This window comes from Brevibacterium sp. OS20, from assembly GCF_056837565.1.
This window is the reverse complement of sequence record NZ_CM166367.1, coordinates 102,721-121,019: the sequence shown is the minus strand read 5'-3', so window position 1 is coordinate 121,019 and position 18,299 is coordinate 102,721. Positions and strand designations below refer to the sequence as shown.

The 18,299-nt window shown below is 66.1% G+C and carries 16 protein-coding genes; 8 read left to right on the top strand and 8 right to left on the bottom strand.

Annotation, left to right across the window (positions count from 1 at the left end; translation table 11 throughout):
* Positions 1-77 precede the first annotated feature (77 nt).
* From ACVZTU_RS00545 to ACVZTU_RS00520, 6 genes are all read right to left on the bottom strand, one after another.
* Entirely contained in the window at positions 78-1,481 is a 1,404-nt protein-coding gene (locus ACVZTU_RS00545) for an aspartate ammonia-lyase (RefSeq protein WP_482401104.1), read from the bottom strand.
* Between the two features lie 74 nt (positions 1,482-1,555).
* Positions 1,556-2,578 (bottom strand): asparaginase, encoded by a 1,023-nt coding sequence (locus ACVZTU_RS00540; protein WP_482401103.1) that lies wholly within the window; start codon positions 2,576-2,578, stop codon positions 1,556-1,558.
* Positions 2,575-3,291: a FadR/GntR family transcriptional regulator gene (locus ACVZTU_RS00535; RefSeq protein ID WP_139467697.1), complete on the bottom strand. Its 717-nt coding sequence runs from the start codon at positions 3,289-3,291 to the stop codon at positions 2,575-2,577. The genes ACVZTU_RS00540 and ACVZTU_RS00535 overlap by 4 nt, the downstream gene beginning before the upstream one ends.
* Positions 3,292-3,669: 378 nt before the next feature.
* Positions 3,670-5,064 (bottom strand): NAD-dependent succinate-semialdehyde dehydrogenase, encoded by a 1,395-nt coding sequence (locus ACVZTU_RS00530; protein WP_139467696.1) that lies wholly within the window; start codon positions 5,062-5,064, stop codon positions 3,670-3,672.
* A gap of 343 nt (positions 5,065-5,407) precedes the next feature.
* Positions 5,408-7,861 (bottom strand): transketolase-like TK C-terminal-containing protein, encoded by a 2,454-nt coding sequence (locus ACVZTU_RS00525; protein WP_482401102.1) that lies wholly within the window; start codon positions 7,859-7,861, stop codon positions 5,408-5,410.
* A gap of 2 nt (positions 7,862-7,863) precedes the next feature.
* Positions 7,864-8,880, bottom strand: coding sequence for a 1-aminocyclopropane-1-carboxylate deaminase (locus tag ACVZTU_RS00520; RefSeq protein ID WP_139467694.1), 1,017 nt, complete (start codon positions 8,878-8,880; stop codon positions 7,864-7,866).
* A 185-nt stretch (positions 8,881-9,065) separates the two neighbouring features.
* Here ACVZTU_RS00520 and ACVZTU_RS00515 point away from each other — a divergent pair, with 185 nt between their 5' ends.
* The 8 genes from ACVZTU_RS00515 (at position 9,066) to ACVZTU_RS00480 (ending at position 16,557) form a co-directional block, all read left to right on the top strand.
* Positions 9,066-9,725: a GntR family transcriptional regulator gene (locus ACVZTU_RS00515; protein ID WP_139467693.1), complete on the top strand. Its 660-nt coding sequence runs from the start codon at positions 9,066-9,068 to the stop codon at positions 9,723-9,725.
* A 143-nt stretch (positions 9,726-9,868) separates the two neighbouring features.
* On the top strand, positions 9,869-10,894 hold the full coding sequence (locus ACVZTU_RS00510) for a CE1 family esterase (protein WP_139467692.1): 1,026 nt from the start codon (positions 9,869-9,871) through the stop codon (positions 10,892-10,894).
* A 58-nt stretch (positions 10,895-10,952) separates the two neighbouring features.
* Positions 10,953-11,666, top strand: coding sequence for a FadR/GntR family transcriptional regulator (locus tag ACVZTU_RS00505; RefSeq protein WP_139909616.1), 714 nt, complete (start codon positions 10,953-10,955; stop codon positions 11,664-11,666).
* Positions 11,663-12,475, top strand: a complete 813-nt coding sequence (locus ACVZTU_RS00500) for a creatininase family protein (RefSeq protein ID WP_482401101.1) — start codon at positions 11,663-11,665, stop codon at positions 12,473-12,475. Before ACVZTU_RS00505 ends, ACVZTU_RS00500 begins: the two co-directional genes overlap by 4 nt.
* Positions 12,476-12,602: 127 nt before the next feature.
* A complete protein-coding gene (locus ACVZTU_RS00495; RefSeq protein WP_482401100.1) occupies positions 12,603-14,147 on the top strand; it encodes an AbgT family transporter in 1,545 nt (514 codons plus the stop codon).
* A gap of 339 nt (positions 14,148-14,486) precedes the next feature.
* A complete protein-coding gene (locus ACVZTU_RS00490) occupies positions 14,487-15,101 on the top strand; it encodes a DUF6230 family protein (protein WP_139467688.1) in 615 nt (204 codons plus the stop codon).
* Positions 15,101-15,718, top strand: coding sequence for a DUF6114 domain-containing protein (locus ACVZTU_RS00485; RefSeq protein WP_181271167.1), 618 nt, complete (start codon positions 15,101-15,103; stop codon positions 15,716-15,718). The genes ACVZTU_RS00490 and ACVZTU_RS00485 overlap by 1 nt, the downstream gene beginning before the upstream one ends.
* On the top strand, positions 15,715-16,557 hold the full coding sequence (locus ACVZTU_RS00480) for a hypothetical protein (RefSeq protein ID WP_172173026.1): 843 nt from the start codon (positions 15,715-15,717) through the stop codon (positions 16,555-16,557). Before ACVZTU_RS00485 ends, ACVZTU_RS00480 begins: the two co-directional genes overlap by 4 nt.
* A 96-nt stretch (positions 16,558-16,653) precedes the next feature.
* Here ACVZTU_RS00480 and ACVZTU_RS00475 read toward each other — a convergent pair whose 3' ends face one another.
* Entirely contained in the window at positions 16,654-17,457 is an 804-nt protein-coding gene (locus ACVZTU_RS00475) for a type 1 glutamine amidotransferase (RefSeq protein WP_482401099.1), read from the bottom strand.
* A gap of 29 nt (positions 17,458-17,486) precedes the next feature.
* Positions 17,487-18,263 carry a 3-oxoacyl-ACP reductase gene (locus ACVZTU_RS00470; RefSeq protein WP_139467685.1) on the bottom strand — a complete coding sequence of 259 codons (777 nt, stop codon included), beginning with the start codon at positions 18,261-18,263 and terminating at the stop codon, positions 17,487-17,489.
* Between the last annotated feature and the right edge of the window lie 36 nt (positions 18,264-18,299).

The following is an 18,299-nucleotide window of genomic DNA, read 5'->3' as shown; positions in this document are numbered from 1 at the left end:
GAGTACAGATGGTCTTGTCAGAAACAGGCGGTCAGGTGGTCAGGTGGTCGATTGCAGGCGGCCCGGAGTCGGTTCGCTCACACGGTCGTGAGGTTCGCCAGCCGTTCGGGTCGGAGCAGACGTTCGAGTTCGGAGGCGGTCATCAGCCCGTGTTCGAGCACGAGTTCGGCGACGCCGCGGCCGGTCTTCAGCGCCTCCTGCGCGATCATCGTCGCCGCCTGGTACCCGATGGTGGGGTTGAGTGCGGTGACGAGTCCGATGGAGTGTTCGACGGCGGCGCGAGTGAGCTCCGGATTGGCGGTGATCCCCGCGATGCAACGGGTCGTCAGCGTCCGTGCCGCCGACTCGAGGTGCGAGATCGACTTGTGCAGGCTGTGCAGGATGACGGGTTCGAAGGCGTTGAGCTGCAGCTGCCCGGATTCTGCGGCCGCGGTGATCGTGACATCGTTGCCGATGACTTCGAACGCAACCTGGTTGACCACCTCGGGGATGACGGGGTTGATCTTGCCCGGCATGATCGACGATCCCGACTGCACTGCCGGCAGGTTGATCTCGTTGAATCCGGCTCGCGGACCCGAGGACAGCAGCCGCAGGTCGTTGCAGATCTTCGAGACCTTCACCGCGATGCGCTTGAGCACCCCGGACAGGTGGACGAAAGATCCGACGTCCTGGGTCGCCTCCACGAGGTCGGGTGCGGTGACCAGGGGCAGCCCGGTCAGCTGCGCGAGATGGTCGCGGACCGCCTCGGCGTATCCGGCGGGTGCGTTGAGGCCGGTGCCGATGGCGGTGGCGCCGAGGTTGATCTCGTGGACCAGCGACTCGGCCTCCCCGAGGCGCTCGCGGTCCTCCCCGATCGTCACCGCGTAGCTGCCGAAGGCCTGGCCGAGTGTCATCGGCACGGCGTCCTGCAGCTGGGTGCGTCCCATCGTGACGATGTCGTGGAATTCGGACGCCTTCACGGCGAACGCGTCCTGAAGTTCCCCGAGGGCGGTGAGCAGCCGTTTGATCGCGAAGATCGTACCGAGCTTGACAGCCGTCGGGTAGGCGTCGTTCGTCGACTGGCTGAGGTTGACGTGGTCGTTCGGGCTGATCCGCGTGTAGGTTCCGCGCGGCTGCCCGATGATCTCCAGCGCACGGTTCGCGATCACCTCGTTGGCGTTCATATTCGACGAGGTGCCCGCCCCACCTTGGATGACGTCGATGGGGAACTGGTCGTGCAGCTTCCCGTCGATGATCTCCCGGCAGGCCGCGACGATCGCGTCCCGCCGCTGCTCATCGAGGAGGCCGAGGTCGTGGTTGGCCCTGGCGGCGGCGAGCTTGACCGCGGCGAGTCCGCGGATGAGGTCGGGGTTGGACTGCAGGGTCTGCGCGGTGATCGGGAAGTTCTCGACCGCCCGCAGCGTATGGATGCCCCAGTAGGCATCGCCCGGGATCTCCCGGTCGCCGAGGAGGTCGTGCTCGATGCGTGTATCCGTGCTCATGGTTCTCGTGTCGCCTTTGTTCGTCGTTGTTGCTGATGCCTGTCGGTGCTGGTGGGTGGTTCGGCTGCGGAGGCTCAGGAGGCGACCGACCGGGTGCGTTCCCACTCGCCGAGGCGGTCCTCGACCTCGCGGGTCACGCGCAGTCCGCCGACTTCCCGTCCTCCGCCGAGGATGGGCGGGCTGACGATGTCGCCAGCCTTTTCGGTCGGTGCGGGCAGAGCAGAGAGGATCCGGGTGGCGATCGGCAGCCTGGCCCGATCCGAGCCGTCGGCGATCTTGACGGCGATGCCCATGCCGTCGATCCCGAGCAGCTGAACCGCTTCGGCGCCGTCCTTGGCGATGAGTCCGGGGACGGTGCGCATGAGCGCGGTGACGTCGCGCCCGGCACCGGCGACCATGTCCGGGTGGTCGCGCATGGCGGCGGCGACGCGCGCCGCGCTCGTGCCGGTCGAGACGGTGGACAGGCGAGCGAAAGCGCGGGCCATTCCGGTCAGCGAGATCGCCGGCAACGGTGTTCCACATCCGTCGGTCGACACGGTCGCCGGCGTCTCGCCGGTGAGTTCGGCGATGGTGGCGCCGATGTGCCGCTGCAGAGGGTGGGTGGGATCGAGGTAGCCCGCGAGGTCCCAGCCGTTGATCCGGCAGGTCGCGACCATGGCCGCGTGTTTGCCCGAGCAGTTCTGGGCCAAGCGGCTGCGCTGTCCGCCGGCGGCGAGGTGGGCTTCGCGCTCGGGCGCCCCATAGGGAAGGTCGATGACGTTGCCGAGGGCGGTCTCGTCGAGCTCGTACTGATGAAGGATCCGGCGGGCACCGTCGATGTGTTCGGGGGATCCCGAGTGGCTGGCCGCGGCGAGAGCGAGGAGCTCGGTCGGCAGATCGAGGCCGAGACGCAGCATCGCAAGCAGCTGCAGGGGCTTGAGGGTCGACCGAGGATAGAAGGGCGCATCGATATCACCGGCGGAGGTGAGCGGCCAGCCCTCGGAGTCGACGACCGCGAAGGAACCGTAGTGCACGCCTTCGACGAGATCACCGCGGGTGACCTCGACGAGTGGGACATGGGCGCGGTGGGTCGCGGTGGGGGTGGCTGTGTGGGTCATGGTCTTCCTGGATTTCGGGCGAGGTCGGTGACGGCGACAGCGACCTGAGCGAGGTGCTCGGCCATGGCGTCGCGGGCACGGGCGCTGTCGCCGGCTTCGATCGCGCGGACGATCTCCGCATGCTCGACGTCGGAGTCCGGTTGACGGCTGGCGGCGAGGTTGAGGAGCTCGGACTGGGCGGTCAGGGCACCGCGGAGTTCGGCGATGACGCTTTCGAAGACTCGGTTTCCGCTGGCTCGGGCGATGGCGATGTGCAGCTCTCCGTCGAGCTCGACCCAGCCGCGGGGACTCGGCTCGGCGCTCATCGACTGCAGCAGGGCGTGGAGACGGACGAGGTCGGCCTCGGTGCGCCGAGTGGCCGCGAGTTCGGCGGCGGGAACTTCGATATGCGGTCGGGCCTCGTGGAGATCCCGGGAGGAGTAGTCGCCGAGGTGCAGTCCGGTCTCCGGAGCGGAGGCGATGACGAAGGTGCCGCTGCCCGTCTTCGTCTCTGTCAGCCCGAGGGTTGCCAGCGAGCGCAGGGCTTCGCGGATGACGGGACGGCTGACGGCGTATCGGTCGGCGAGCTTCGCTTCGGAGGGAAGGCGGTTGCCGACGGGAAAGGTGCCGTCGGCGATCTCGGCACGCAGACTGCGCACGACGCCCTCACCCGCGGACAGTCGTTCTACGGCCGTGCGTCTGGCCGTGGGTTCGGCCGGGCTGTTCGTCCCCATGACCACTCCTCCGGTTCGATCCGATCATTGATCCGGCACACAGCCCACCAGACAAACCTGTCAAGCTGTATGACAGGTTTGAGTGTAATCCCGCTCACCCAACGTGCGTCAACCCATCAGAGAGGCGTTTCAGACTCTGAGATTCACGGTCGCTTGCCCGTGCTGCCCGCGAGCGGGTGTCTCCTGCGGGTGGATTCACCGCGACATCCGCGCAGAGTTCGAGGTGGATCCACCCGCAGGGAACACCCCGGCCCATGCAGAAAGGGCTGGCCCACATGCAAGACAGTGAAAAACGGGCTGGGTGCCGAGAAACGCATGCGCACACGCGTTTCTCGACACCCAGCCCGTTTCTCGACGAAGGCTGAAGCCAAGCCCCAGTCAGTCAGCCACGTAGTACATGCGCTTGTTGACGAACTCATCCATGCCGTAGGGGCCGAGTTCGCGGCCGAAGCCCGAGCGCTTCGTGCCGCCGAACGGGATCTCCGCACCCTCTCCGGCAGGGGTGTTGACGTTCGACATGCCGACATCGAGGCGCTGAGCGAGCTTCGCGGCACGCTCCTCGTCCTTGGCGAACACCGCGCCGCCGAGGCCGAAGCGCGAATCATTGGCCAGGGCCAGTGCTTCGTCATCGCTGCTGACCTTGTACACGGTGGCCACGGGGCCGAAGAGCTCTTCGCGGTAGGCGTCCATCTCCGAGGTGACTCCGGTGAGCACGGCCGGCGAGACGTACGCGGATCCGTCGGTGGCGAGCTCGCCGCCGACGAGGGTCGCACCCTGCTCGACGGCACGGTCGAGCTGCTTGCGCAGGTTCTCGGCAGCCGAACGCGAGGACAGGGGCGAGTACTTGCCGTCGCCCGCCTCGGCGGGGGTGCCCTTCTCCCAGGACTGGGCGCGCTCGGTCAGGCCGGACACGAAGTCGTCGTAGATGTCGTCCATGACGATCATCCGCTTGTTCGCGTTGCAGACCTGGCCGGTGTTGTACAGGCGGGTGCCCCAGGCGGTGTCGACGGCCTCGCTCATGTCGTCGGTGTCGAGGATTATGTACGGGTCGGAGCCGCCGAGCTCCAGCACGGCCTTCTTGAGGTACTTGCCGGCCGTGGCGGCCACGGCCGATCCGGCGCGCTCGGAACCGGTCAGGGACACGCCTTCGACGCGGTCGTCGGCGATGATCGTCTCGATCTGCTCGTGCGTGGCGTAGATGTTGGAGTACACGCCTTCGGGGATGCCGGCTTCCTTCATGATCTCGGCGATCTTCGCCGAGGAGCGGGGGCAGATCTCCGCATGCTTGAGGATGATCGTATTGCCGAGCACGAGGTTCGGTGCGGCGAAGCGGGCGACCTGGTAGTAGGGGAAGTTCCAGGGCATGATGCCCAGCAGCGTGCCGACGGGGCGGCGCTGGATGAAGGCCTTGCCGCCGGACATCGATTCGATCGGCTCATCGGCGGCGAACTTCGGTCCGTTGTCGGCGTAGTAGTTGAAGATCGCCTCGCAGAACTCGGCCTCTTCCTCACCTTCGGCGGTGGGCTTGCCCATCTCCTCGGCGATGATCTTCGCGAGCTCTTCCTTGCGCTCGCCGAAGAGAGCGGCGACCTTGTTGACGATCGCGGCGCGTTCCTCGATCGTCTTCTCGCGCCAGCTCAGGTAGCCCTTGTGTGCGGATTCGAGGACCTGCTGGACCTCTTCGTCGGTGGCATTGTCGAACTTCTCGACGACTTCACCGGTGGCCGGGTTCTCGACACGGTAGCCGCCTGCAGCACTGCCTACGTTGCTCATTCCAGACTCCTTTGACTTGTGCGCGCCTGTTGGCGCCGCTGAAGCAATTGCATACCTGTTTGCCGCCCGAATCGACGGAATGCGTATGCCTGCCACCCACGCTATCAATACGTGACCCGCGCAACAAGTGCCGAAACCTGGGGGAATCCTCAGTCCCCGATCGCCCGTGGTCCCCTCGCCGAGGCGGTGCGGATTCCGAATCGGTCACGACGAAATCCGAACCGCACTCGCGAGGAGAGAACTCCGGCCTCGATCGGGGACCACCCTCCTCGGCGAGGGGCCCGCTCCGGTCCCTGTTCATCGAACCAGAGGATCGAAACGGTTCACCTCGCGTCGCGGGAACTCACCGCCCCACGAGGTCGAGTCCGGCGCGCACGATGGAGTCCGTGTCGATCCCGTGAATCGCATAGGCCTCCCCCACCGAGGACGCCTGACCGAATTCGGTGACTCCGAGGTTCCGTGTGCGGTCCCCGCGCACTCCGGAGAGGAACGCGAGAGTGTGCGGGTGCCCGTCGAGGACGGTGACCAGCGGTGCCGGTTGCTCTGCGGGGAAGAGTTCGTCAGCGATGGCCGAGCGGACACTCGAGCGGACCCGAGACCGATCCTGCACCGACCGGAACACCTTCGACGGTGAGCTGAGGCAGACGATTCCCGCCCGCACACCCAGGGATTCCAGTCGGGCCGCCGCCGCGATCACCTCGGTCATGATGGCCCCGGCGCCGACGAGGGTGACCTCGTCCTCGGCGGCCGGTCTCGTCGTCAGCCGGTAGCCGCCGGCGATGACCTGATCACGGCGGCGTTCCCGCAGCAGCGGATCTTCGGGCACATCTGCGAGCTCCTGCGCTACCGGTCTCGTCGTCAGTCGGAAGTAGGCGGAGTCGCCGTCCGGGTCGGCGAGTTCGCGCAGCGCTTCGAGCAGGGTCCACTCGAGGTCCTGGGCGAAGGCCGGCTCCCAGCTCGTCAGGCCCGGGATCTCCAAGGTCACCGACGGTGTGTTGAACGACTGGTGGGCCCCGCCTTCGGGCGCAAGCGATACCCCTGAGGGCGTGCCGACCATGATCGAACGCCCACCCGCGTAGAGGCTGAAGGTCCAGGGCTCGAGAGCACGGTTGATGAAGGGATCGTAGATCGTGGCGATCGGCAGCAGCGGCTGTCCCCAGCGCTGCCCGGTCGATCCGAGCTCTCCGGCCAGGGAGACGAGATTGACCTCGGCGATGCCGAGTTCGATGTGCTGTCCGCTCGTGCCCTCCTGCCACCGCAGCACCCGTTCCCGATCGTCGGAGAACCAGTCATGCCGGCCCGCCGGTGACCAGATTCCGGTCTTGTTGATCCATCCGCCGAGGTTCGTCGACGTCGCGACGTCCGGTGACAGGGTCACAACCCGCTGGGCCACCTCGGGGGCGACGTGCTTGAGGTCGGAGAGGAACCGGCCCAGCGCCGCCTGCGTGGAGATCTGCGGTCGCGGAGTGAATCCCAGCTCGGCAGGCACTGCGGCCACGGCATGGTCGGTGACCGGCTCCCGTCGCAGCCGCCGCGCGGTTTCGGCACAGAACCGGCCGGCCGGGGTGTCCGGAGCGAAGGCGACCCACGGATCGTCCAAGTCCATCCCCGAGGCGGCCGCGAGCTCGCGCATCTGCGCTTCGGTCAGCTGCGCGGCATGGTTGCCGGGATGGCCCTCCGTGGCCAGCCCCTTGCCTTTGATCGTGTAGGCGAAGACCACCGTCGGCCGGTCGTCGTCGATCGCGTCGAACGTCGACACGAGCTGGCCGAGGTCATGTCCACCCAGGTCACGGATGAGGGAGGCGAGACCGTCCGCGTCGAAGCCGTCGATGACCGCGGACAGGGCGGTCGCCTCGGTGTCGGTGAGTCCCGTGAGCAGCCGGTCGTGGATCTCGGACGGGTGGGCGCGCAGCAGCCGCTGGTATTCGGGATTGGGCATCTGCACGAGCCGCTTCTTGAGCGCCTCGCCGCCGGGGGCCGCGAACACGGCTTCGAGTCGGCGCCCCCACGGGCAGGTGAGCACCTGCCACCCGGCGGCATCGAACATGCCCTGCAAACGGCGGATCTGGACGTCGGGGATGACCCGGTCGAGCGACTGCCGGTTGAGGTCGACGATCCACACGATCTCGCCGAGGCTGCGCACCTCCGGATCGATGATCGCCTCCCACACCGCCCCTTCGTCCATCTCCGCGTCGCCGAGCAGGGAGTAGAACCGGCCGACTTCCGGGGTCTCGGGGAACCGGTCGGAGACGTAGCGGTGGGACAGGGCTGCCCAGATGGGAGCGGTCGCGCCGATGCCCACGGATCCGGTGGAGAAGTCCACCGTGTCCGGGTCCTTCGTCCGCGACGGGTAGGGCTGGAGTCCCCCGCGGCTGCGCAGGGTGTCGAGGAATTCCTCGCCGAGGTCGCCGAGCAGATAGTTGATCGCGTGGAGGACGGGCGAGGCATGCGGTTTGACCGAGACGCGGTCGATGGCGCGCAGTCGGGTGAACCACAGCGCCGTCATGATCCCGGTCATCGAGGCCGACGAGGACTGATGGCCGCCGACCTTGACCCCGTCCGGGTTGACCCGGCCGCGGTTGGCACGGTCGATGATCGAGGTCGCCAGCCACAGTACGCGCTGGGCGATCTCGTCGAGGATCTCATCATCTCCCGAGGTCGAGGCGCGCAGCGGACGGTCGTTCGTCCCCGGCGGGCTGACCTGCAGGGAGGTCTCGAATTGGTGGCGGTCCGTGTCCTGTGGTGTTGGCGCCTGAGCCGCCGATTCTTGTGCTGTCGACTCCTGTGCGGTGCTCATCGTCAGAAGATCGAGGAGTAGGCGTTGAGTGCGAGCTGTCCGCCGAGGTGGGCGTAGAGGACGGTGGAATCCCTGCCGATCGTACCGTCTCCGACGAGGTCGAGGAGTCCGGCCATCGACTTGCCCTCGTAGACGGGGTCGAGAATGACGCCTTCGAGCTGGGCGGTGGTGCGGATCGCGTTCACGGTCGTCTCGTCGGGGATGCCGTAGGCCGGGCCTTCCCAACCGGTGCGGATATCGACGTCGTCGGCGGTGATCTCACGCCCGAGGCCGATGAGTTCGGCAGTGGTGTTCGCGATCCTCTTCACCTGGTCGCGGGTCTTCTCGATCGTGGCCGAGGCATCGATGCCGATGACCTTGCGCTTCGGTCCGCCGGCGGCTTCGAGGGCGGCGAATCCGGCGATCATTCCGGCGTGCGTCGAGCCGGTCACGGTGCACACGACGATGGTGTCGAAGAAGACGCCGAGCTCCTTCTCCTGGTCGGCGACCTCATATGCCCAGTTCGCAAAGCCGAGTCCGCCGAACTTGTGCTCGGAGGCGCCGGCCGGGATCGGGTAGGGCTTGCCGCCTGATTCTTCGACCTCGGCCAGAGCGTTCTCCCAGCTCGAGCGGATGCCGATGTCGAATCCGGCCGAGTCGAGGCGGACGTCGGCTCCCATGATGCGCGAGAGCTCGATGTTGCCGACCTTGTCGTTGACCGGGTCCTCCCAGTCGACCCAGCGTTCCTGCACCAGGCGCGCCTTCAGCCCCAGGTGAGCGGCGACAGCGGCTACCTGGCGGGTGTGGTTGGACTGGTAGCCGCCGATGGACACGAGGGTGTCCGCACCCGAGGCGAGAACGTCGGGAACGATGTACTCGAGCTTGCGGGTCTTGTTGCCGCCGAAGGCGAGTCCTGAGTTGACGTCTTCCCGTTTGGCCCAGACGCGGGCCCCGCCGAGGTGGTCGCTCAGTCGCGGGAGCTCGTGCACGGGGCTCGGCCCGAAGGTGAGTGGGTAGCGTTCGAAGTCGGTGATGGCCATGATGTCCTCTGTTCTCTGAAGCGTTCGCTTCGGGGCGATCGCTCTCTCGTGCGATGTGTCCTGTGCGATGTGCCCTGGATCGCAATATGCAATATATTGCATTCTGCTGACGGTTACAATGGGTCAGAGTTCGAGTCCCATCCCGCGGGACGAGACCCACCCACTCAGAGACAAGGTGACCGAGCGTGCCGATCCCCACGGATTCCCCCGCCCCGCAGCGCAGCCTGCTGCGCGATGACGTCTATCGGTCGATCCGCGACGCCATCGTCCGCGGCCAGCTCGCCCCCGGAGAACAGCTGCGCGATCAGGAGCTCGGCGCCTGGCTCCAGGTATCCAGAACGCCCGTGCGCGAGGCACTCCAACGCTTGGCACAGGCCGGACTCGTCGTGGCGGAGCCGGGCCGGATGACGCGCGTGGCCCCAGAGGATCCGGAACTCATCCTCGCGGCCCGGCAGATCGCCGCCGAACTCCACGGCCTGGCGATCGACCTCGCCTTCCCCGCCCTCGACGAGGAGGCGCTGACTGAGATGGAGCAGGCGAACGGGCGATTGAGCGCGGCCCTCGCAGTCGGCGACGCCGAGGCGGCGATCGCCGCCGATGACGACTTCCACGAGGTGGCCCTCACCCGATCCGGCAATCCCCTCATTCCCGATCACCTCGAGGTCGTCACCGCCACTCTGCGCCGCGCGGAGTTCCTGCATTTCGAATCGGTGAAGGGATCAGCCTCACCGGAGCAGCACACCGAGATCATCGCCGCCGTCCGTTCCGGTGAGCATGCGCATGCCGTCGCACTGACGAAGGCGAACTGGTCGACCATCGAAGGGGATTCGCCCCAGACGGCCTGAGTCGAACACCTTCCAGCTGCGGGTTCCGGATCGGCAACACCGCTGTCACCTCGACGACGCCACCGTCATCGCCAACTCTTCTAGTCATCTGATGACCTGTGCTAGAGTCCTCACCACGATCACCGACGATCAAAGGACTGACGATGTCATCGACGACGAAACGCATCATGACCGCTCTGCTCGCGACCGCCGCGAGCGCTGCTCTGCTGACGGGCACAGTTGCGACCCCAGGAATGGCCGCCACCGCACAGACCGCACCCGCGCATTCTGCCGCCGCTCACACAACCAGCAAGAAGGCATCGACGATATCTGCCGCCCCGTCGGCCGGCTGCGGCACCGAGCAGAAGCCCGGCAACGACGAGAAGACGATCTCGACGGAAGACGGCGAGCGCAGCTACCGGATCAACATCCCGCGCGACTACGAGCTTGAGACTCCCCTGCCGCTCGTCCTCGGGTTCCACGGCAACGGTTCCGACGGCGCCGAATTCCAGAACTACACGGGGCTGCCGACCCTGCCCGCGATCACCGTCTTCCCCGACGGCGACCTCAATGACGGCAAACGCTCCTGGCAGGGCGCCCCGTACGCCAGCGGCGCCGATGACGTCGCGTTCGTCGCCGAGCTGCTCGATGCGATCGAATCCGAGCACTGCATCGACCTCAATCGGGTCTATGCCACCGGCAAGTCGAACGGCGGCGGCATGGTCTCAGTCCTCGCCTGTCACCTGCGCGATCGCTTCTCCGCGTTCGCTCCCGTCGCCGGCGCCTACTATCCGCAGTCGACAGAGGGCTGCGATTACTCGACGCCCACACCGATGCTCGCGATCCACGGCACCGGGGACGCGACGATGCACTACGAAGGCGGCCACCGCCAGGGCGAGGACTACCCGGGAGTCCGCGAGTGGATCCAGCCATGGGCGGAGGCCTCCGGCTGCGCGAGAACGAAGGAACGCCAGGTCGGACGCAAGGGCGAAGACGTTGCGCGCACCCAGTGGACGAGATGCGACGCCTCCGTCGAGCTCTACTCCGTCGCCGACGGCGGCCACGTCTGGCCCGGTGAGGTCGTCTACAGCGGCGGCGGATACGTCACGAAGAACTTCTCAGCCACGAACACGGTCTGGGACTTCTTCCGCAGCCACCCGGGAACAACGCAGGGGCCCACCCAGAAGTGACCGTTGACACACATCACTCAAAGTGATTAGATGACTTAAACACTTGAAGGAGAGCACCATGACGTCCACCGTCGGACTCGTCGAACGCCTCACTCGCGAAATCGTCGACACCATCCGCACCGAGAACCTCCAGCCCGGGCAGACCCTGCCCTCCGCGAAGGTCCTCGCCGCACGCTTCGAGGTCACCGTGCCCACCGTCCGGGAGGCTCTGCGCCGGCTCGAGGCCACGGGGTCGGTCGAGCTCAAGCACGGTTCGGGCACCTACGTCCGCGAAGCGATCAACCGCCGCATCCTCGACAACCCGCACTATGTGCCCGTCGACCTCGCGGCGGCCATCGAACTCCTCGACGCCCGCATCGCCATCGAGCCCGGCATCGCCGAGCTCGCCGCGGCGGTCCAGGCTGCGGATGCCGTGGCCTCCATGGAGTCCGCGCTCGACAATGCCCTCCAGGTCGAGACCGCGGTCCCGGCCGGCCACTTCCACGTCGAACTCGCTCGCGCTTCGGGCAACCGCGCTCTGCACGAGATGCTCGTGTCCCTGTTGGCCATCCATTCGCGAACCCAGCAGGCGGCGCGCACGAGCTATGACCGCCTGCGCGACCACGACGAACATGCGGACATCCTCGATGCGATCCGCCGCGGCGACGGCTTCGAAGCCTCCCACCGCACCCGCAAGCACCTCGAGGCGATCAAGACCGCCGTCCTCGCCGACTGGGCGGACGATACAGACCAGACCGGTGACGCCGACACCATCGGAGGATCCCAGCAATGAGCCGCCCGACGATCTCCGAGATCCGCCCGCATATCCGCGACTACGCCGAACTCACCTCTTTGGAGGTCGAGCTCGCGAAGGATCGAAGCAGCCTGCTCGTCCTTCCCGTCGGCGCCTGCGAACAGCACGGTGACGGACTTCCTCTGGGCACCGACAACATCCGAGCCGCTCACGTCGCACGCGCAGTCGTCGACGCGCTCATCGACGGCGATCAGGTTCGGGCGGGCAGCGCCTTCGTCCTGCCGAGCATCGACTACGGGGTCTCCCCGCATCACCGCTTCCTGCCCGGAACGATCAACATCGGTCCGCAGCTGTTCATCGACCTCGTCTCCTCGATCGTGCGTCAGCTCGCCGATGCCGGATTCGACAGACTCCTCGTCATCACCGGCCACGGCGGCAACCTCGCCGCGCTCGGCGTGGTCCAGCAGTCCCTGCTCGCCACCCATCCGGACTTCGTCTTCGCCTATGCTCCGGTCTCAGCATTGGCCACCGAGGCGACCGCCCAGCTGCCGCGCACCGAGGTCAGCGGCCACTGCGGAGAGTCCGAAACCTCGCAGATGCTCGCCATCGACGAATCCCTCGTCGACTCGGGCCACCTCAACCCCGGCGCCACCCGGCTCGACGATCTCGACCCACGTGCCCGACTCTCACGAACGAAAACACCGTCAACAGCGGTGACATTCGACCGCTACGCCGACAACGGCGTCCTCGGCGATCCGCGGACCGCCACGGCCGCGGCCGGGGAGGACATCCTCGGCCAGGTCGTCGACCGACTCGTCGCCTACTGTCAGGAGCTGCAGAGACTGTGACACCCGCTTCTCACTGACCGGCCGCTCGGCCCGCACCCCACCACAGAACACCCGATTCCAGCGCCGTAATCACCGTGCCCTGGTGGACCCTGCCCGAAAATCCCGCCTGGACTCTCAGGAGCTCACAATGAAACCGACCCAGACCACCGATACCGTGCAGACCGACGAGCAGGAGAAGCTGCCGCTGGTCATCCGCGCCCTCAACGTCATTGAAGTCGTCGGCAACAAGCTGCCGAACCCCTTCTGGCTGTTCTGGATCCTCGCGGCGATCCTCGCCGTATTCAGCCTCGTCCTCTCCCTCGCCGGCGCGGGAGTCGAGGATCCCGGCACCGGGGACTGGACCCCGGTGAACAACCTCCTCAGCGGCGACGGCATCGCCATGGCCGTGAACACCGCGCTCGACGCCTACGAGACCTTCCCACCACTCATCACGATCATGGTCGTCATCATGGGCGTGGCCCTGGCCGAACGCACCGGCCTGCTGTCGACGGCGATGAAGGTCTCGATCGCCCGCGTCCCGGCCGGACTCATAGTCTTTACGGTCGCGTTCATGGGCACGGTCTCCCACGTCGCCTCGGCAGCGGCCTATGTCATCCTCGTGCCGCTCGGCGGAATGGTGTTCAAGGCCGTGGGCCGCTCCCCCGTCCTCGGCGTCATCGTCGCGTACACCTCGATCGCCTCCGGCTACGATGCCAGCCCGATCCCGACGCCGAACGATGCCATCTTCGCGGGCATCACGACGGCCGCAGCGAACATCATCGACCCCGACTACATCGTCACCCCGATCGGCAACTGGTACTTCAACATCGCCAGCTCCATCCTGCTGGCCATCGTCATCACGATCGTCACCGAGCTCGTGCTCATGAAGCGCGACAACCTCGAAGCCGACGAGGATGCCGAGCACGAAGACCTCGTCATCACCGACAAGGAGCGCAAGGCCCTGCGCCTGGCCATGTTCGCCGTCATCGCTGCGGTCATCGCCATCGTCGTCCTCGTCGTCCCGGACGGCGCGCCCCTGCGCGGCGACGGGCCCTTCGGCGAGTCCCCGTTCCTCACCGGAATCGCCTTCCTCATCGCCATGCTCTTCGGCATCGGCGGCATCGTCTACGGCTTCCGCGAGGGCACGATCGAGACCTGGTCGGACGTTCCGAAGCTCATGGGTCAGGGGCTCGCCTCGATCTCCGGGGTCCTCGTCCTCTTCTTCGCCATCGCCCAGTTCCTCGAGTACTTCGAGTGGACGAACATCGGCATGCTCGTCTCGGTCTCCGTGTCCGAACTCTTCACCGGTCTCGGTCTGCCGACGTGGGTGGTGTTCATCCTCGTCCTGCTCGTGCTCTCCGTCGTCAACGTGCTCATCACATCCGGTTCGGCGATGTGGGCGATCATGGCCCCGGTCATCGTGCCGCTGCTCATGCTGCTCGAGGTGCCGCCGGAGACCTCACAGGCGATCTTCCGCATCGCCGACTCGGGGTCGACGGCGATCACCCCGATGAGCCCGTACTTCATCCTCGCACTCGGCTTCATGCAGAAGTATCAGAAGAGCGCCGGCATCGGCACGCTCGCCTCGCACACCCTGCCCTTGGCCGTGTGCATGACGATCAGCTGGAGCCTGCTGTTCTTCCTGTGGTGGGGCCTGGGCATTCCGCTCGGTCCCGATGCGCCGGTGCGCTGAGTGCGTCGATCCAGCTGAGTTTTGAAAGTTTTGTTCACGAACGACTTCCCTTCGGATTCCGTCGTCTCGGGCGGGGCCGACGGGGCGTCGCTCGTGGTTCAGATCTCTCCCACGGCTGCCATTGACGCATCGTCTGACCTGGGCCGATGATGAACGTGATGATCCGACAAAACTGCTTGGAACCTGGCCGCACGATCGCTCGCACCCGCGCCCTTGCGAGCCTCGTCGACAAAAGATGTTGACGCTCAAACTTCACCCGCGATACTGTCGGGTAACACCCCGTAGTAACTTACGTCACACGCTGATGCCCACCAAGCCTTCGGTGGTCAAGGAGGATCAATGAAGTTCCGCAATCCCAGCCTCATCCGCAGGCTCGTCTCATCCCATGCCGGTCGCATCGCCATGGTCGCAATTCCCACGGGTGTCGTCTCAGCCATGCTCATGGGCGGGGTGGCCCAGGGCGCGGTGCCGGTCTCGTTCGCCATCTCCGGCACTCAGTTCAAGATCGCCTCGTCGCAGCTCGAGGGAACCGGATTCTCCCAGTACAGCGGAGTCGCCAAGGACGCCGAGGGCGGCAAGCACGCCGTCGTCACCGCGAACATCAAGGATGCGACCCTGGAGAACCTCTGCCAGTCTGCCGTCCAGGAGACTCCTCTGGGCAAGGTGGGCATCCTCATCAAGGCCGGCGGAAAGGGCACCCCCGCCTCGGCGAAGGATCTGCAGATCGGCATGACCGGCCTCAAGGGCGACGCGGAATTCAAGAACATCCGCATCGGCGTCGATGCCTCCGACGTCAATACGAAGGCCAAGGGAAGCAAGGGCGACTTCGCCCAGGATTCCGACACCATCTCGATCAAGGACCTCAAGCAGGATTCCTGGTCGACCACGGCCTCGGTCTTCACCCTCAAGGACATGTCGCTGAAGCTCACCGACGGATCTGAGCAGTGCGACTGATGAGGGACTCAGCAGCCAACGGGCAGCCGACCGATGAACGGGGGGCCGCCGAACAGGAGGACACCGTGCAGAAGACGAGCCTGCTTGCGCTGTCCCGGCGGAGTCGACGCGCCAACGAACAGAGCGACCACACCGAATCCGGCGTCGAGACGGCAGAATTCGCCGTCCCGGCGCCGGAGACGGGGGATGCTGACAACAGCGAGGGAGCCGAGATGACCGAAGGCGCCGAGAAGAAGCGCCAGGGGTTCAAGCACTGGCGTCGGCAGCGGCCCTTCATCGGAGGCGTGCTTGCCGTCCTCGGCGGAATCGAGCTCTTCTTCTCCGGTCAGCTGGACCTCGGCAATATGCAGATCCAGTTCGGCATCGAGGGTCTGCAGGCGACGGTGGTTCCGATCGCCATCGTCGTCCTCGCTCTGCTGTCGATCTTCCGTCCCACGCATCATGTGTTCTACGGGATCATCGCTCTCGTCCTCGCAGTCTATTCACTCATCGGAGTGAACCTCGGCGGGTTCATCATCGGCATGCTGCTGTCCACCATCGGCGCGATCCTCATCGTCGCATGGATGGGACCGCGTGGGCCGAAGGAGTCCGAAGCCGCTGAGGGGGAGACTGCATGAGGGCACCCAGCCGCCGCACGGCCTCAATCCTCGCGGCAGCTGTCCTGATCCTCCCGACGACTCTCGGGGCGGGTTCGGTTGCAGCCGCCCACTCGTCACCGCTGTGCTCGCTCGTGGGCACCTGCGATGACGAGGATTCCGCAAAGGCCAAGGACTCCGCACCTGCGGGGAGCCTGTCACCCGGAATGCCGGTGAAGCCCAGTGATCCACCGACGTCAGACCCCTCGCTGCCCGCACCGGGCCCCACGGATGAACCGAGCGAGGAACCGACGGAGGAACCGTCCGACGAACCTACGGATCCGGGTGGTCTGGGACTCGATGAGCCCAGCGACGACCCGACCGAGGACGAGGATGAAGACTCGGAGAAAGAGGGCAACGGTGAGTTCCCGTCCGATGCACAGATGGATGAGAACGCACCGGTCTTCACGAAGACTCCGGCCGCAATGGGTTCGGAAGGACTCTCGTTCAAGGGTCTGAAGGGCATTTCGTTCGTCTCGGTGCCCACCGCTGACGGCGGGTCCATCGTGACTCTGAAGCTGCAGGCCGAAGAGATCTCGATCGAAGGCTTCTCGCTGACGGTGAAGCCGCCGGACGAGGAGTATGGACTGGTGACGACGGCCGACACGATGACGCTGAAGGGCGATGTCACCGTGTACATCGGCTCGATCACCGCCACGACGAAGGACGGAAAGTCGCTCACCCTGGGACCGGAGACGCCGCCGCCCATGGACGACGTCGAACCCGGATTGCTGCGAGTGACGATGGGGCTCGTCGGCTCGACCGCCGATGGGATCTACTACACCAACACCGATCAGAAGCTCAAGAAGGCCGAAGACTGACCCACCATCGCCGAGGTGGTTCCTCCTTCACCGTGAGGAGGAACCACCCGACGGGCCAGGCTCAGACCAGAAAGGCCAGGTACGAAGGCCGCGGACTCAGTCCGCGGCCTTCGTGCTTTGCTGTCTGCATTCCGGCTTGCTTTCCCGGCCTGCCCGACGCCGGCCCTGCAGGAATTCCACGAAGGCACGAGCCAATCGCCTCCCATTGTCGACGAGAGCGGAATCGTCCACCTCGACCTCGGCGATGATCGAGTCCTCGGTCTTGCCGGCCGGCAGGGCCAGGTCGTTGCCGTCCAGCCAGCGCGCGATCTGCGCGGCATCGGTTTCCGGGTGGAACTGGGTGCCCCACGCGAATTCGCCGAGGCGGAAGGCCTGGACCGGGGCGTCGGAACCGGTGATCAGGAGTTCAGCTCCGGGCGGCAGCGCCATCTCCTCCTGATGGAAGAGCACGGAGGGCAGCGACTCCCCTTCAGTCTCCCCAGCACTGGTTGACCCACCACCGGCCAGCGCCCCGAACACCGGGTCGGATGCCCCCGCCGAGGTGACACCCAGTTTGTAGATCCCGATCTGCGGGTGCGCCCGCCGCCTGATCGGAGCATCACCTGCGACGGCAAGCATCTCCCCGCCGAGGCAGATGTTGAGGCTAGGGAACTCTCCCGCGATCGACCGGCGAAGCAGATCCCTGACCTCGGGGAACCAGGGATTCTCATCGTCCTCGGTGGGCCCTGCGGATCCGCCGAGGACGATGAGGGCGTCGAACGAACGGAGCTCCGGGATCACCTCGCCGAGGTACGGACGGGCCACGACCACCTCGGCGCCGGCTTCGATCAGCCATTCACCGAACCTCTGCGGTCCAGTGCCACGTTCGTGTTCGATGGCAAGGATTCTCACGGAAGTCATGGCCCCATCTTCTCACCCTCCGTGCGCCTCTATTCGGCGGTGACGTAAGCCGAGGAGATGCCGCCGTCGACAGTGAAGGTCGAGGCGTTGACGAAGGAGGAGTCGTCGCTGGCGAGGAAGGCCACGGCGGCAGCGATCTCCTCAGGTTCGGCGAAGCGCCCACCGGGGCAGTGGACGAGTCGCCGCTGCGCCTGCACGGGGTCCGAGGCGAAGAGCTCACGCAGCAACGGGGTGTTCACCGGTCCCGGGCACAGTGCGTTGACGCGGATGCCATCCTTCGCGAACTGGACGCCGAGCTCACGGCTCATCGACAGGACTCCGCCTTTCGACGCCGAGTAGGAGATCTGCGAAGTCGCCGCTCCCATGAGCGCGACGAACGACGCCGTATTGATGACCGACCCCGATCCCTGCTTGACCATGTGCTCGAGGGCGTACTTGCTGCAGAGATAGACGGAGGTGAGGTTGACCGTCTGCACCCTCGCCCAAGCCTCGATGTCGGTGGTGAGGATCGAATTGTCGTCGGTCGGGTTGATGCCTGCGTTGTTGAAGGCGACGTCGACGCGTCCGAAGTGCTCGACAGAGCGGGCGAACAGGTTCTTCACCTCCTCCTCATCGGCTACGTTGACTCGCACGAAGAGTCCGCCGAGCTCGTCGGCGACCTCGGGTCCACGCACTTCGTCGAGGTCGCCGATGACGACCTTCGCGCCTTCTTCGGTCAGACGGCGGGCACTGGCGAGTCCGATGCCCGAGGCACCGCCGGTGATGACGCAGATCTTGTCCTTGAGTCGGTTTGCCGCAGTGGTCATGATTCTCCTGATGATCGTGGTGATGAGGTGGCAGGT

Excerpts from the sequence above, each read along its gene's own strand:
- ACVZTU_RS00475 (WP_482401099.1), bottom strand. The coding sequence starts at position 17,457 with ATGACTTCCGTGAGAATCCTTGCCATCGAACACGAACGTGGCACTGGA.
- ACVZTU_RS00545 (WP_482401104.1), bottom strand. The coding sequence starts at position 1,481 with ATGAGCACGGATACACGCATCGAGCACGACCTCCTCGGCGACCGGGAG.
- ACVZTU_RS00495 (WP_482401100.1), top strand. The coding sequence starts at position 12,603 with ATGAAACCGACCCAGACCACCGATACCGTGCAGACCGACGAGCAGGAG.
- ACVZTU_RS00500 (WP_482401101.1), top strand. The coding sequence starts at position 11,663 with ATGAGCCGCCCGACGATCTCCGAGATCCGCCCGCATATCCGCGACTAC.
- ACVZTU_RS00525 (WP_482401102.1), bottom strand. The coding sequence starts at position 7,861 with ATGAGCACCGCACAGGAGTCGACAGCACAAGAATCGGCGGCTCAGGCG.
- ACVZTU_RS00485 (WP_181271167.1), top strand. The coding sequence starts at position 15,101 with ATGAGGGACTCAGCAGCCAACGGGCAGCCGACCGATGAACGGGGGGCC.
- ACVZTU_RS00535 (WP_139467697.1), bottom strand. The coding sequence starts at position 3,291 with ATGGGGACGAACAGCCCGGCCGAACCCACGGCCAGACGCACGGCCGTA.
- ACVZTU_RS00520 (WP_139467694.1), bottom strand. The coding sequence starts at position 8,880 with ATGGCCATCACCGACTTCGAACGCTACCCACTCACCTTCGGGCCGAGC.
- ACVZTU_RS00470 (WP_139467685.1), bottom strand. The coding sequence starts at position 18,263 with ATGACCACTGCGGCAAACCGACTCAAGGACAAGATCTGCGTCATCACC.
- ACVZTU_RS00510 (WP_139467692.1), top strand. The coding sequence starts at position 9,869 with ATGTCATCGACGACGAAACGCATCATGACCGCTCTGCTCGCGACCGCC.
- ACVZTU_RS00480 (WP_172173026.1), top strand. The coding sequence starts at position 15,715 with ATGAGGGCACCCAGCCGCCGCACGGCCTCAATCCTCGCGGCAGCTGTC.
- ACVZTU_RS00490 (WP_139467688.1), top strand. The coding sequence starts at position 14,487 with ATGAAGTTCCGCAATCCCAGCCTCATCCGCAGGCTCGTCTCATCCCAT.
- ACVZTU_RS00505 (WP_139909616.1), top strand. The coding sequence starts at position 10,953 with ATGACGTCCACCGTCGGACTCGTCGAACGCCTCACTCGCGAAATCGTC.
- ACVZTU_RS00540 (WP_482401103.1), bottom strand. The coding sequence starts at position 2,578 with ATGACCCACACAGCCACCCCCACCGCGACCCACCGCGCCCATGTCCCA.
- ACVZTU_RS00530 (WP_139467696.1), bottom strand. The coding sequence starts at position 5,064 with ATGAGCAACGTAGGCAGTGCTGCAGGCGGCTACCGTGTCGAGAACCCG.